Origin of the sequence: Actinokineospora diospyrosa, from assembly GCF_024171925.1 — a bacterium.
Taxonomy (GTDB): domain Bacteria; phylum Actinomycetota; class Actinomycetes; order Mycobacteriales; family Pseudonocardiaceae; genus Actinokineospora; species Actinokineospora diospyrosa.
In genome coordinates this window covers 284,692-298,612 of the sequence record NZ_JAMTCO010000004.1, presented here as the reverse complement: position 1 = coordinate 298,612, position 13,921 = coordinate 284,692, and the positions used below count along the sequence as shown (strand labels likewise).

The 13,921-nt window shown below is 67.9% G+C and carries 14 protein-coding genes; 11 read left to right on the top strand and 3 right to left on the bottom strand.

Translation table 11 applies throughout. From position 1 onward, the window contains the following. The first annotated feature begins 25 nt into the window (after nucleotides 1-25). The 8 genes from LV75_RS08475 to LV75_RS08440 all read left to right on the top strand — a co-directional run bounded on the left by LV75_RS08475 (nucleotide 26) and on the right by LV75_RS08440 (nucleotide 4,591). On the top strand, nucleotides 26-724 hold the full coding sequence (locus tag LV75_RS08475; protein WP_253886239.1) for a hypothetical protein: 699 nt from the start codon (nucleotides 26-28) through the stop codon (nucleotides 722-724). Then, complete coding sequence (locus LV75_RS08470) at nucleotides 721-1,092, top strand: hypothetical protein (protein WP_253886238.1); 372 nt, start codon at nucleotides 721-723, stop codon at nucleotides 1,090-1,092. The genes LV75_RS08475 and LV75_RS08470 overlap by 4 nt, the downstream gene beginning before the upstream one ends. Nucleotides 1,093-1,250: 158 nt before the next feature. Beyond that, on the top strand, nucleotides 1,251-1,466 hold the full coding sequence (locus LV75_RS08465) for a hypothetical protein (protein ID WP_253886237.1): 216 nt from the start codon (nucleotides 1,251-1,253) through the stop codon (nucleotides 1,464-1,466). A gap of 90 nt (nucleotides 1,467-1,556) precedes the next feature. After that, nucleotides 1,557-2,096: a hypothetical protein gene (locus LV75_RS08460; protein ID WP_253886236.1), complete on the top strand. Its 540-nt coding sequence runs from the start codon at nucleotides 1,557-1,559 to the stop codon at nucleotides 2,094-2,096. Between the two features lie 4 nt (nucleotides 2,097-2,100). Continuing rightward, complete coding sequence (locus LV75_RS08455) at nucleotides 2,101-2,583, top strand: hypothetical protein (RefSeq protein ID WP_253886235.1); 483 nt, start codon at nucleotides 2,101-2,103, stop codon at nucleotides 2,581-2,583. Next, a complete protein-coding gene (locus LV75_RS08450) occupies nucleotides 2,580-2,957 on the top strand; it encodes a hypothetical protein (RefSeq protein ID WP_253886234.1) in 378 nt (125 codons plus the stop codon). Before LV75_RS08455 ends, LV75_RS08450 begins: the two co-directional genes overlap by 4 nt. Before the next feature lie 27 nt (nucleotides 2,958-2,984). After that, a complete protein-coding gene (locus LV75_RS08445; protein WP_253886233.1) occupies nucleotides 2,985-3,812 on the top strand; it encodes a hypothetical protein in 828 nt (275 codons plus the stop codon). Between the two features lie 554 nt (nucleotides 3,813-4,366). Beyond that, complete coding sequence (locus LV75_RS08440) at nucleotides 4,367-4,591, top strand: hypothetical protein (RefSeq protein WP_253886232.1); 225 nt, start codon at nucleotides 4,367-4,369, stop codon at nucleotides 4,589-4,591. Nucleotides 4,592-4,610: 19 nt separating this feature from the next. Here the strand turns inward: LV75_RS08440 and LV75_RS08435 are convergent, their stop codons facing one another. From LV75_RS08435 to LV75_RS08425, 3 genes are all read right to left on the bottom strand, one after another. Beyond that, complete coding sequence (locus tag LV75_RS08435; protein ID WP_253886231.1) at nucleotides 4,611-4,934, bottom strand: hypothetical protein; 324 nt, start codon at nucleotides 4,932-4,934, stop codon at nucleotides 4,611-4,613. Nucleotides 4,935-4,943: 9 nt separating this feature from the next. After that, nucleotides 4,944-7,295: a CHAT domain-containing protein gene (locus LV75_RS08430; protein ID WP_253886230.1), complete on the bottom strand. Its 2,352-nt coding sequence runs from the start codon at nucleotides 7,293-7,295 to the stop codon at nucleotides 4,944-4,946. 559 nt (nucleotides 7,296-7,854) lie between these two features. Further along, complete coding sequence (locus LV75_RS08425; RefSeq protein ID WP_253886229.1) at nucleotides 7,855-8,640, bottom strand: winged helix DNA-binding protein; 786 nt, start codon at nucleotides 8,638-8,640, stop codon at nucleotides 7,855-7,857. A gap of 347 nt (nucleotides 8,641-8,987) precedes the next feature. Between LV75_RS08425 and LV75_RS35415 the strand changes: the two genes are divergently transcribed. The 3 genes from LV75_RS35415 (at nucleotide 8,988) to LV75_RS35410 (ending at nucleotide 13,907) form a co-directional block, all read left to right on the top strand. Further along, nucleotides 8,988-9,764, top strand: a complete 777-nt coding sequence (locus LV75_RS35415; RefSeq protein ID WP_253886228.1) for a restriction system modified-DNA reader domain-containing protein — start codon at nucleotides 8,988-8,990, stop codon at nucleotides 9,762-9,764. A 329-nt stretch (nucleotides 9,765-10,093) separates the two neighbouring features. Continuing rightward, nucleotides 10,094-10,669, top strand: coding sequence for a hypothetical protein (locus tag LV75_RS08415; protein WP_253886227.1), 576 nt, complete (start codon nucleotides 10,094-10,096; stop codon nucleotides 10,667-10,669). Nucleotides 10,670-10,973: 304 nt separating this feature from the next. Next, nucleotides 10,974-13,907 carry a tetratricopeptide repeat protein gene (locus LV75_RS35410; RefSeq protein ID WP_253886226.1) on the top strand — a complete coding sequence of 978 codons (2,934 nt, stop codon included), beginning with the start codon at nucleotides 10,974-10,976 and terminating at the stop codon, nucleotides 13,905-13,907. Nucleotides 13,908-13,921 lie beyond the last annotated feature (14 nt).

Below are 13,921 nucleotides of genomic sequence, written 5' to 3'. Positions count from 1 at the left end.
CCCAACCATGACAAGGACTTCAACCATGTCGACCATCGCGGAACAGGAACGGCGATGCCAGCAGAAGATCGTCCGTATCGCGGCCGAATTGCCCGGCGGATGGTCCTACGCCCAGCCGGTCAAGTGGCACAATGGGCGTTGGCAGCCCACGGGATACCCCGAATTGGTCCCACCCACTGGTGGCGCCACCCTGGCGGTACACCTGGCGCGCGAGGGTCGGAAGTGGTCGTTCATGATCAAGCCCACGTGCCCTGAACACCTACGCGATCACTACACCCCCAAGACGATTCAATGGGTGTTCATCTCCTACGCGACCAAACCCGCCGACGCCGCCGCGATGATCATCGACAAACTGGATGGCTACGCCGAACTACTCGCGGACGCACGTCGACGTGATCTCGCGACGCGACTCGCGGTTGAACGCGCCATCGGCGCCGTCACCAGGATCGCCCGCGTGTTCACCGAGGAACCGCACGTCGAGACCCGTCGCTCGTACGCCTGGGACCACTGGTCGGGGTGGGACGGCGAGGTGAAATGGCTTGGCAAGGCGCGGGTCAGCGTGACATCACGCGGCCAACCACACGCCGTGGACCGGACGGGGACGCATTGGGGCGCGGTAACCGTGTCGATCGCCGTCTCGCTCGACGACGAGCGTCTTGCCGACCTGGAAGGCGCACTCGATCGCGCACGTGCCAACACAATCCGATCGGACTCGACCCAATGATCACGCACCAGTATTCCGACGACGGCCGCATCCATCGCACTGTCGAGAACGGATGCGAAGTGACCACAGTGGACATTTGCCCTACCGGCACCCGACAGACCCGCTATGGCATCGTCACCCGTGACGGGCGGTTTGTCGGTAGCTACTACGGCACCGACAATGACGGCCGACCCGGTTGGCGCGTCGTCACCGGCGGTGGCGGCCCGCTGATCCTCGACGGCCGTGTCGTGACCCCGGTATCCGAACACGCCGCCATCCTCGTCTTGACCGTTCTCGCCAACGCCCGCGACAGTTTCGCGGCCGAACAGCTCATACGAGACGCCAGAGACAAAGAACTCGTGGACAGCGCCAACGCTCAAGGACGTTGATCCACACACGCCACCACCCATCTCGCCCGTTTCTCCCATCGGCCGTACGTCCGGTCACCGCACTTGCGGGCCGCCGCCGTACCAAGACCCCGGCAAATCTACGTTTGACACCTGGAAGGCATGACTTGGCGATGAAAGGAATCACGACAGTAGGCGACTTGGTCGCCACACTCGTCACCCAGGACCCCGACACCCCGGTGCGCCTCGCCACGCGCGACGACAACCCGGCCGAACACCTACTCGCCGGCGTCGCCTGCACGCCCGACGACACCGACCACGCCGCACCAACCGATCCGCCCGTTGTCTGGCTGGGAATCGGCGATCGAGTCGGGGTTCTTCCCGCGAACGCCGCCGACGCACTCGGGTGGGCGTGACCCCGCCGCACCCACCCGGACCGCACTCGAACGGCCTCACATAGCCCTTTTCCTTTTCCTCCACCCAACTCGACGATCCGAGAGATCACCATGACCACACTCGCACCCGGACTCGCCGAACGCGCGATCCAAGCCGCCGACGCCCACCGCGCCACCGACCCCGACGGGTTCCACGGTCGCCATGACGGTCCCCGAAGCTGGGACCGGTGGGCGCGTCGCGCCCGTGTCGCCCGCATCGTGGCCGCCGTCCTGCACGTCCCCGTGGACGCGGTGATGGTCACCGACGACCCCACCCGCACCTACCCCACCCGCACCGGACCGGTTCCCGGCGACCTGATCACCGTCACCGACCCGTTAACCACCCGTGCGTGGCGGTTCATCCCCGATAACAACACCCCCGGACAGTCGTGGTGGCTGATCGATCGGTGCCCCGGATGCGCCGCCGAGGTCTCTGTCGCCCGCGTCGCCTCTCTGGCCGACCTCGGCGAGCACCTGCAACTCGAACCCCTACGTCGCCGGACTTGCCGAAGCGCGACCGACCACCGGGTCGATGACGCACCGCCCGGGACACCGCACTCACCCGACGAGGCCGCGGTGCGAGGCGTGGCACCGAACGCGCCGGTGCGGTAAGGACATGTCGACCACGACCGACTTCTACGTCGGGCGCGGTGCTCGCGCCGAGTGGATCGGTTCCCTGCAATGGGAATGCGCACCGGCTGGCCTGATCCGCGTCCCGCCCGGGCGGCTCGCCCTGGCCGCGACCGACGAGTCCATCTACCGCGCCGCTGTCGAGGACCTGTTCGTCGTCTGGGAAAGCGAGGACCTCGGCCACGCCTACCCACGCCGCACCGGGTGGCCGTGGCCGTGGCACAACAGCCACCACAGCACATGGATCGTCACGTTCGACCCCGCAACCCGCCGGACATTGGCCACCGTGGGTGGTGGTGTGCGGTGGGAACCGGCCACCCCGCGCGCATCCCGCATCGAGGACAACGCCCCACCCGGACACGGCCCACCCACCGCACCGGTCCCGCTGCCGCTCATGCGCGACCCCGGCACCGGACGCCCGACTCGCGCCGCGCTCACCCTTACCCCACCCACCAGGAGATCACCGTGACCACGCCCGAGGCCCCCGACGACCGGTACTTCGCCGCCCGCAGCTTCACCGAGGACGGTGGCTGCGAGGTCACCGCGATCGTGTTCGACCCCGAGGACGCCCAACAAACGTGGTACGGGTACGTCACCCGCCACGGCGTGCTCATCGGCTCGTTCTTCTGTGCCGACCGCGTCCGGCAACGCGACTGGCACATCGTCACCTCCGAGGGTGTCCACATCGTCCTCGACAGCCCGGACATCCACCCGATCGGCGAGAGCGTCGCCGTCATGGTGCTCACCGGCCTCCGCGACGGCTCCGACGCCGAGGTCGACCGATGGGCGGACGAGATGACCCGCCGCATCGCCGACGAGAACCACCCCAAAACCACCAACTGACCCCTCGCACCCCGGGAGACCCGAACCATGAGCACCGAGCACGGCACGCCGCCGATACCCGCCGCCCTCCGCGACGCCTTCCCGTCCGAGACCGTCTCGCTGGTCCCGGCACCACCGCACGCCGTGCCGATGCGTGCCCCCGACGGGGCGTGGGGGTTGGTCGTGATCGCGGTGCGCACCACCCACAGCGCCGGGGCACCGGTGCGGCTGGTCGACGACGGGCCACCACCGGACCCCGCCCACACCGACATCGCCGACCTGATGGCCGGGGTGTGGCTGACCGCGCCGCCACCCGCCGCGCTGTGCACCGGCGACGTGGTCGTGCGGCTACGCGCCCCCGACAACGGCGACCCCGACCGGGTCGACGTCGAGCTCCTAGCCGCGATGCAAGGCGAGTGGCACACCGTCGGCAGCTGGACGGCGGTCGATGCTCGATGGCCGCACACGATCGCCTTGTCGGTGTTGCTGCACATGCAGTGGCTCGCCGACGCCGCCTTGGGCGACGCCCAATGGGTCACCCTGACCAGCACCATGATGCCCGGCTTCCTCGCACGAGAGCTCGGGCTCGACCGCGAGCCCGCGGGCCGATCACCGCGCCGGGTGCCCGACGCCCTCGCCGACCTCGTCGACGCCGGGCTGATCGAGGTCGGCGAGCAACTGGTCTGGGGCGGGCACACGGTCACCGTGGGCGAGCGCGGCGTCGTGCACCCCGGCCCGGACGTGATCACCGCGTCCACCATCACCGCCCACGCCAACCACCTGACCGGGTGCACCGTCAACGGCTGGCACCTTTGGCGACGAGCACGCGGCCACCGCCTTATGGCAGACCTGCGCACCGAACTCGCCACCCGCTGAAAGCCGCCGTCCGGCTCCCGGATCAAGATCCTGGACACGGGCACCGCCCCACAACCAGTGCCATAGGGAGTAATTGACCATGACAACCATTCCCAGCAGAGATGGCGTCCCCACGGCGATCACCTCGTCCAGCTACCGCTACACCCGACGCGCAGAGGGGAACCGGGCGACCGGTTCGCGTTCGCGTCGAACGGACCCGCTACCTCACCAGGAGCGTCGCCGTCGCCGAGATCGGTGCCGACGACGCCGGGTGGACCATTCTCACCGCCCTCGACCACTCCACGTAGTGGCGGGACGTCCCACCCCCGGCGCCGAGGTCGACGCCGTCGCCACCCTGGCTCCACTGGCCGAGCGCCTCCTGGAGCGCGCCGCCGACGTCCTGGCCTCGCCGCCGGCGAGGGCCACGGTGTCCGCGCACCTCTACGCCGCGATCAGCGCGCTGCTCGCCCACGCCGGGGGCTTCCCCTCCGACATCCAACATCGAGGTCGCCACCATCGACCGGGCACGCACCGACTGCGGCGCCCTGCACATCCTCCAGCACCCCAACGGATCGGTGATCTTCACCAACTCTTGGCGGTTCTTCTCGGTTCCGCCGTCGTTCGCGGCGTTGATGCTCGCGTTGTTCTTCCTCGCCGGACGACCAGTGTTGGGGTTGGGTGCGGGCGTTCTCGGTGGCCTCTTAGCCGTGGTGGCCATCATGACTCGTGTGGTGCCGTGGTGGTCACCAGTAGCGCTGGGGCTCGTGGCGTTGCTGCTGATGAAACCGCAGCGCCTGTGAGCTACTGAAGCGCGTGGGGTCAGTCAAGGTCGCCCACCAGGCCCTCTTTGATCAGCTTGGCCAGGGTTTCGACATCGGTTTCGTTGGTCACGTCGAGGCTGACGGAACCCCGGTTGCCCTTGACCGTGAGGGTCACTCCCTGCTGTTTCCCGAAGCGCTTCTTGATCAGGCCTGCGAGCTTGACGAAGGTGTCGGGGGCTTGGAGGAGACTGATGGCGGTCGCCGTGGAGGTGGCGCCGACGATCAGGATCTGGGCGATGGAGCCGCGGGGGCCGGGCCGGATGGCGAGCTCCTCGGCGACGAGGTCGTCGGCGAGTTCCTGCGGGAGTTCGACGCGGATCATGGGGTTCCTTCAGTAAGCCTGGTACGCGGCCCAGATGACGGGGTGGGGGTCGGTGAAGTCCTCGGTGAAACTACTCCCGCCGCGCAGGGAGTAGGTCTTCCACTCCTTGAGCATGCGGAGGTGGGTGGCGCGTAGCAGGACGCCCGCGTCGACGTCCGGTTGGGTCATTCCTTCGACGAGGAGGTCGTCGAAGGCCTGGGTGAACGACGAGTCGAAGACGTCCACGCCGGTGGCGATCACCTGGTGGGCGCCGGACTGGAGCATGCCTGCGGCCAGCCCGAGTGTCTCGCCGCCGAGGAGGGAGTTGCCGGAGCTGGAGCAGCAGGACAGGATCACCCGGGAGGGCATGGGGAGGAACGGGGTGCCGTCGTCGAACTTTCCGAACAGCTCGCCGGACTGGATCACGTCCTTGCCCGCGAGGGGGAGCGCTGAGTACGCGGGATCGCTGTCGTGCAGAGCGTGTCCGGTGTAGAAGAACACGCCGGGCGTGCCGGGACCGATGTTGTGCAACGCTGCCAACAGCGCGTCTTTGGTTGCCGCTTCGCCTGCGAGCACCGTTGACGCACGGTGGACGATGTTCGGTGCGGGGCGCTCGCGGAGTGTCCCATCCGGGTTCTCGCACGCGAGCAAGAACGGCGACGGGTGTCCGGCGGGCGGCCGTGGTCGGCCCGCCCGCACGTTCTCGATCACGCTCGACGTCCACATCCGTAGCACCGCGCGTTCCACCAGCCGGTCACCGGTGCCGGGGACGACTATGATCGGCCAGAGCACCGCCGCGAGCTCGCGCGCCGGGGACAAGGTCAACTCGAGCGGGCCGCGCCGGTCGGCGGCGAGGAGCAGGCTCACCAACGGTTCCGGCAACACCTCGCCGAGCGTGCTCGACATGATCAGCTCTTCGGGGGAGTTCCAGTCGGCCATGTGGCGCACTGGTTCGTAGTAGTCGCCAGCCTGGGGCGTGTAGGGCGGGAGCTGCCACAGCCGCGGGTCGGCCGCTCCGGAGTAGCCTGCCAGCGCCCGAAGGACGGGCTGGAGGCGCGGGTAGTCGCGCAGGTCCTCCATCCCGTGCGCGAGGTGGCGCCCGTCGACGGCGAGGAACCAGAAGAGCATCCCGTTCTCGATCTGGGTCGACCAGAAGGCGCCTTCCGGCAGTGCTGTGGTGTCGAAGGTGGTGGCCGCCGGTTGCAGCAGGAGCGTGCCATTGTAGGCGTCGTTGATCGCGGCGAAGATCGACTTCCCCGCGTGCAACTCCTCCTTCGTGGTCGCGCCTTGAGTGGTTGCTTGCACTCCGCCCTGCGCCGTGGACTTCTCGTGCTTCTCCTTGCCCTTCAGTTCGACCTCGACCTCGGCGGCGATGAGTGACTGGAGCCTGCACTTCTCGATCAGTTCGGCGACCACCTCGCCTTCACCGAGAGCGACACTGGCCCGCAATGCCGCGTATCGCGCAGGGGCGATGCGGCGCCACAATGCTTCCCGCTGGTCGAATGAACACGGCTCGTAGCGCGCCGCATCAAGTGTTCGCCACGCCGAGAGGGCCACTTCCCGACTCTGCGCGTACCGGCCCAAAGCCAATAAGACATTGGCTTTCCGCTGGTCCAGTTCGGCGACAACCGCGTCAGTCGCCTTCTTCGAGCTCAGGTGGACCGCCACGTCGTCCAGGAGTTCCAGCGCTTCCGCGAGGTGACCGTCGCCCGCCAGTCTGCTCGCGGTCAGCGCCGCGAGGTAGCCGTGCGCCACCGTCCCCATCGGCCGTGTCAGCGGGAACCTCGCAACCTCGTCCCGCAGGTCGGATGTGCTGTCGACCAACTTCCGGGATACCCGCAGGAAGTGCTTCGGCGGTCCCGACCCGTCGCCTTCGATCAAGGCGAGCATCTCGGCTGCCTCGCCGCGGTTGCCGTCGAGCAGGTAGCACAGGACCAGCATCGAGAAAGTGCGGCGGACCTGGCGGGGGCGTTGCCAGTAGAGCGAGGCGTGCCCGTAGCAGTCCGCGGCCATCTTCCAGTCGCCAAAACGCAGGTACTGCCTGCCGAGCAGTTCGTAGACCTTGGCCAGCGGCCGATCGCGTGGCAGCGGCACTCGCGCCAGTCGGTGCTCCCGCATGATCCGCATCAACGCCGACCTGGCGAACGAGAAGCCGGCGTTCCCGGTGTCGCGGTCCGCGAGCAGGCGAAGTCCGGTGAGGTAACCCTCCAACTCGGAGGCCTCCAGGCTGACACTCTCGGCCAAGGACTCGTTGTCCGACAGCGTGTCGAGCCGCCCGGCCAAGCGCCGGACCCACCCAGGCAGGGCGTCCCCCTCCTGCGGCAGCCGCCGAGACCTCGCCAGTCGGCCCGCGAGGATCAGAGACGTGGCGTAAACACTCAAGCGGCACCTACCGGCTGGACGATCGTGGACTCCTTCCACATCGTCGGCTGCGGCCTCGATGTGACAGCGCGGCACGAACTGTTGGAGTGAGGCGGGTGTCCCAAGTCGCTGGGACAACCCGAGCCCACAGCAGGCACCGCGGTCTCGACGAAACGGAAGTCCGCAACACCAGCCCTGTTGAGCCTACTCGACATCAGAACACCCCAAGAGCGCCCACGGAAAGTCCTCCACCAGCCTTTCACTACACGTCGTCAAATCGAGATCCGAATTCTACTAGCCAGGCCGGAGGATGTAGGCCGAATATTACTCGGCCGGATAGGGTATTCCAGGATGACTCCCACCCCGACGGTCACATAGCACTCGATGTAGCTGCCGTCCGCCCAGGACCACGGGATCTTACCGACGCCACCGGACCGGCCCTTGGGGTTTGAAGGAGCAAATACGTCCAGCGGTGCTCGGTGACCGGGTCTGTCACGCCAGGTGCGGACAAGGTTGTGCCCCGACGGGTGATCCTGTCGGGGCACAACGAGTCAAGTGACATTTAGGGTGGGGGTGCCGCTCAACTCTCCAACGCGGCCGTGACGGGCTGCTCGACCGGGGCGAGGGCGAATCGCCTCGGCTTGTCCTGGACCCTCACCGCCACGCCGTCGGCGACCAGTCTGTCGAGGGCGTTGCTCACCGCGCCCCCTGACCTGCCATCCAAGGTCCGAGCGATCTCGGTGGGACTGAACCGCTGGGCGGGGTGATCGCGCAGGTAGTCCTCCACCTGCCCACGCAGCGCTCCCGACGCCAACCGCCCCGCCTTCTCCACGCGAGCCGCGATGGCGTCCGCAGGGGTAGGGGTGACGGCAGAGTCGGGCACTGCCGGCTCGGCGTTCGCGGTCTCGACGGGCACGACGGCGGTGTCGACCCCGGGCCGTGGGGCGTCCGGCGCGAAGTTCTCCTGCGGCTCGTCGGTCTCCACGTGTTCGTCGCCGCTACCAACGGTCGGGACCGGGTGCTTCGCGCCGCCGCCGTCGAGTGCGACCCCGTCGGTGGCGGCGGTGTCGGTGATCGTCCACAGGTCGGCAGCTCGCCCGCTGCCACCGGCGGCGCCCGCCGTGCGGGTGACGGATCCCTCGTGTGCCCACCGGGCGAGGATCTTCTGCGCGGTGGACTTCCCGATACCAGCCGACGTGGACAACTCGACGGCGGCGGTACCGGGGTTGCTGTGCAACACCGCCCACAGCTTGTCCTCCGTCGCCGTGCGTGTCGCCGTCGCGGCCGAGTCGGGCACCACGCGCAGAGCGGGTTCCGGGCGGCTCGTGGTGGTGCGGGTTGTGCGGATGCGGTTCTTGTTGGGCATGACCAGACTCCCTTGGTTCAGGTGTGCCGTGACTGTTGCGGCAAAGCAGGGCCTTCGGATTGCCCCGGGCCGGTGCCAACGCGTTGCGGGATGGCTGGCACACGCATATGGACGCTTCCTTCCACTGGTGAAGTCAAGCCATGTCAAGGAAATCCCTGCTCGACCCGGCCACGGTCCTTCGAGGGCTTGACAACGCCGCGGTGACGAAGCGTCCATACACGTCGACCGTGTACGCGACGAACGCCCAGAACCGAAGGGGCACTTGGACATGGCGACAGACCACACCGAACCCCGAACTCGCCGATGCCAGTCAGGGGGCGCACCGTCACTCCGTCGACCCTGAACCCGTGGACGCGCCCGCGCGGCCACCCCAGCCGGATGACGAGGGTTCGTCACGCGAGCGGGAAGGACTGTCCCTGGACACGATCATCCTCGTGCCGTCGCCGACGGCACCGCCGATGCGGTGTCCCGAGCAGGCGTGGGGACTTCTCGTGTTGGCGGTCGACATCCTCGACGAGGCAGACCCGGACCGGGAAGGCGACGTCGTCCAGTTCGCCGGGTACTGGGTTCCCCGACAGCCGGCGGACGGACTCTACGACGGGGACCTCGTCGTGCGTCTGACGTCGTCGGGCGGAACGTCCACACCGGAGGGCACGACCCATGTCGAGATGCTGCTGGCCCACCGTGGCCGGTGGCGGCACGTGGGCCGGTGGGACGGTGTCGACGACCGGTGGCCGACCCTGATCGCCCCGACCGCCGCCACGGTGATGGGCCTGCACTGTGATCTCACCGAGGCCGCCGCCCGCTGGGAATCCGCGCCGCCACGGGTCGCACCCGCGCCGCCGAGGGAGGCTCGGGGCGTCGGCGACCTGCTTGACGCCGGTCTGCTCACGGCGGGCGACGAACTGGCGTGGTTCCGCAGCCGCGGCGTGCGGCATACGGCACGGGTCAGAGCGGACGGGGCGATCGTCCTCGTCGACGGGCGGGCTTTCGCGAGCCCGTCCGGCGCGATCACGGCCCTGGGCGGCAACAATCAGAACGGCTGGAACACCCTACGACGGCTATCCGACGGACAGACGCTAGGTGACCTGCGGACCGAGCTCGCACGCCGTCGAACTCGCTGAACCCCCGCATACCCTCGGCGCGGACGTTCGTCGCGCGCTTCGACGCGGTCGCACGATCGACCAGGTCGTGCGACCGCGTTCACCCCCGTGCCTTCTGGCGCCCCCGGTAGTGGTGTCGTCGCGTCTGGACGCCGTCGCGTGATCGCGATCGCCCGCGCGACGGGGTCCACCGCCTGGGTATCCGCGCGCTGTCGCGGCGGCGCCGTTCTCCCCACATTCCCTTCTCGAGAGGCCCTGCCTGCCATGCCCTCGGCCGCCACTGCCGCCGCGTCCACATCGGATCATGTCGTCCTCGATCCGCCCCCGGTCACCGCCCGGGCGGTGACCGCATGAACCGCCCCCGCGCCCGCACCGGTGGACCCATGAAGCTCAAAGGCTCGCAGTGGACGGCATTGACCAACGTCCACCACAACGCCACCGACGACAACGACCCGAACAACGGCAAGCTCACCACCACCGACCAGCGCGTGATCGGACCCATGATCCGGCACGGCTGGGTCGAGGAACGCCAGACCCGACGCGGACGGCGAATCAGACGATCCTGGTGGATCACCGACGCCGGGCGACGCGCCCTGGCCGAACTGCCCCTCGACCGCTACCAGGCGCCGATGTGGCGGCAGTGGTGGAACATCCGCCGAGCAGCCCATGGCGCCTGGGTGGTCGACGAACACGAGCTGATCAAGGCCGGGCGCGACTACGTGCGGGTGCTGTGCCCCCTACGAGGCCCAGACAGGTCCATCGCGACCGAGACCACCTTGTTCGACGCGGTCGAGGCTCTTGATCTCCACTTCCAAGCCCTGCCCAGACCGCTCTGCATCCCCACCAACCCCGCGCCAGAGCCGTCGCCGGTCGGCGAGCCGGTCGACCTCGACGACATCACCGACGGCGGCGGATGGCACTTGTAAGTACCGCGGCTCCGTTCTTCCCCCCGGCGGGGATGGACGAACTCGCGTCGGGGTGTCGCCAAGGCATCACCACCCTGTCTTGGATGACTACACCCGGCTGCGTCCTGATTTTCAGCCCAACAACGTCTCCAAGCGACATCTTGCTAGAGGGGACCGGTTGACAGGCTGCGCCGACGGCAGGCACTCGCGTAGTGTCTTGTGTCGTGACTCCACGTTCGCGCCGCTTCGGCGGCATAGACGTCGGTCGAAGTCGCGACCGCCTTGGCCGGACTGAATGGTCGCGTGCACGGGGGACTCTGTGGCAGTGCCTGTAGCGGAACAGCGCAAGCTGTTCCAGCGATCCGGCGACATGTGCGCCTTTCCTGATTGCAGGAGGGCGCTCACGGCGCCGCGAACGGACAGCGATCCTGTGACATCTTTGGGCGAGATCGCCCATATCGTGGGCGAGAGCGTCAACGGCCCTCGTGGGGTCTCCCCACTGACGTCACGCGAACGCGGTCTGTACGAGAATCTGATTCTTCTCTGCGACTATCACCACCAGCTCATCGACTCGCATCCCGCCACTTGGACTGTCTCCCGCCTTGTGGCGATGAAACGGACCCATGAGGAATGGGTGCGGGCGCGGCTAGGCTCGATCGATCCTGTGACGGGTACGGTCGGCAGAGGCGCGCTGGCAGGTGGCGACGACTTCCTGGAGTGGTTCATCACCGAGGCGGAACGGTGGCCCAGTGTCGATTCTTCGATCGAGCGGGCTCTGCTGGGCATCCACGCCGCCCTGCCACTCCCGCCTGGATCGCGTGGGTCGCTGTCGGCGCAACTGCCCGAGTACGTGCGTCGCGACTTGGACGTCGAGCTACGCGCAGCGGTGAGCGAGGCGAACCGGCGAAGCGCCTTCGTCGTCGTTGTGGGGCCGTCGGCAGCGGGCAAGACGCGATCGGTGTACGAGGCCGTACGTGCCGAGCTTGCCGGCTGGCGCATGATCATCCCACCGACGGCGGGCGATCTGGACGAGTTGCTGCTCTCGGGGATCCCGCTGGATCGCTCCGTCATCTGGCTCGACGAGCTGACCCGCCACCTGGATTCCGGTGCGCTGAGCCTGCGGGCCGTCCGCAGGATCCTCGCGGAGCGCAACGGCCCTCTCCTGGTGATAGGGACCATGTGGCTCAAAGACTTCGACCGCTTCTGCTTCCCGCCAGACAACGGCCCGGTGCTGGATCTGAACGCCGATGCCACCGAGATCCTCCGCCTCGCCACCAGATTCGATCTTGTCCCAGACTTCACGGAGGCTGAACACCGGCGGGCGAGGACAATCGGTGAACGAGACCCCCGAGTCCGCGAGGCGATCGAACGCTCAGCGGACGCGAAGATCCCATCCTGCCTGGCCTGCGCGCCTGAGTTGATCCGCCGGTGGGAACACCCCAGCGATCCTATGGGCGCGGCCATCATCACCGCCGCCGTCGAGGCGCGACTGTGCGGCCACCCCGCGGTCATCCCGGCAGATCTTCTCCGATCGCTGGCTGCGGAATACCTGACCAGCGCGCAGCGCGCCGCCGCAGCAGACGACTGGTTCGACTCAGCTCTCCAGTGGGCGCTGCGACCAGTCCGTGGGGACGTCGCCCCGCTCACCCCAATGGCGCGCCACGTCGGAGAACTCGATGGTTACCAGGCGTCAGACATTCTCACGCACCACGCGGAGCAGCGCTACCGCACCCGCGGACAGTCACCGGACAAGCCCTGGGCGGTCCTGGCAGCGCGCGCGGATCATGAGGCATTCCTGGTCGTTGGGATGTTCGCCAGCGCCTGCGGCCATCACGACCACGCCAAAGCCGTGTGGCGCCGATTGGCGGAGACCGGCAACACCGATGCGATGACGGCCCTGGGGTTGGCATGTCAAGATGACGGAGACCTTGAGGCCGCGGCCATCTGGTTCCGCCGCGCGGTCGAAACTGGAGACAACGAGGCGATGGCGATGCTGGCGGCCACGTTGCAGCAGCTCGGTCGGACCAGCGAGGCGCACAACTGGCTCCGTCGGGGCGCGGAAGCAGGCGTGCCGGGTGCCATGGTGGGGCATGGCCGCGTCCTGGAGGACGACGGCGACCATCAGATGGCGCGGCACTGGTACGAAGCTGCGTCGGAGGCCGGAGACAACGGCATGGGCAAGCTCTTCCTCGGCTGTCTGCTGCGCGATCAAGGCGACCTGGACGCAGCCAGTGAACGCCTGCTTGACGCGGCCGAAGTAGGGAGCTCGGTCGCGATCATTGATCCTCACAATCTGGCGATACCGATCGGAGCGCTCGACGTCGAGATCGGAAAATACCGGAAGACTGCCACAACTGTCTTTACAGGAGCGGCATGCGCCCTCGGCGAGATCTACCTGTCACAGAGGCGTTCCGAGGAGGCGAAAACCTGGCTTCAGCGCGCTGCGAAACTGGGGCAGGTGGACGCGATGTTCCTCCTCGGTTCCACACTGGCGGACGAGGGTGAGCTCGAACTCGCCGTGACCTGGCTCAGGCTGGCTGCAGAGAAGGGCATGGTCGAGGCCATGTTCCACGTGGGCGTGATGCTGGACGACACGGAGGAGGCCCATGAAGCGGGAACATGGTTGCGGAAGGTCGCGTTGGAAGGGCATCCGCAGGCGATGGGCCGCTACGGGATCTACCTCCACGAGCACGGAGACACCGCGCAAGCGTTGGAGTGGTCGACCAAGGCGCGTGACGCGGGCGACCCCGCTGCTGGCCTCTTTCTCGCGGCTGTGGGCGAGGCGGAAGGCCAGTTGGGCGTGAGCGTGACCCCATTGGAGCCTTGCAACCTCGGCGACGAGGTCCAGTGGACCCCGCTGGCGCACGCGTGTGGATGCGTCGTGGACTGGGGTTGGGAAGCGGAGCGCGCCGATCCGCTGGCCTTCATGCAGTGGTGCTCAGGCATGGTCACTCTGGAGTGCCCATGGCACGCGGTTGCCCGATTCGCCGAGCACAGGCCGCCCCTGCTCGTCGAAACCTCGCCGCGCGGCCCAGCCTTCTACGCGCGAGCCGCCTCTGGCGTTGACGTGGAACTCGGGCAACGCATCGCGTTGAGGATCCAGCAGCTGCTCGCGATGGTCGAGAGCGGAGACGAGGCGGGCATCCGGGAGAGCGTCCCGCCTGAGTATCGAACCTGGCTCGAAGCACAGCAGTACGACGTAGTGGAAGAATCATTCAGGTGGTGCCTCGTAGAGCTAGTGCTCAACCGTCACGCATGAGCCGGTGTCGCTTC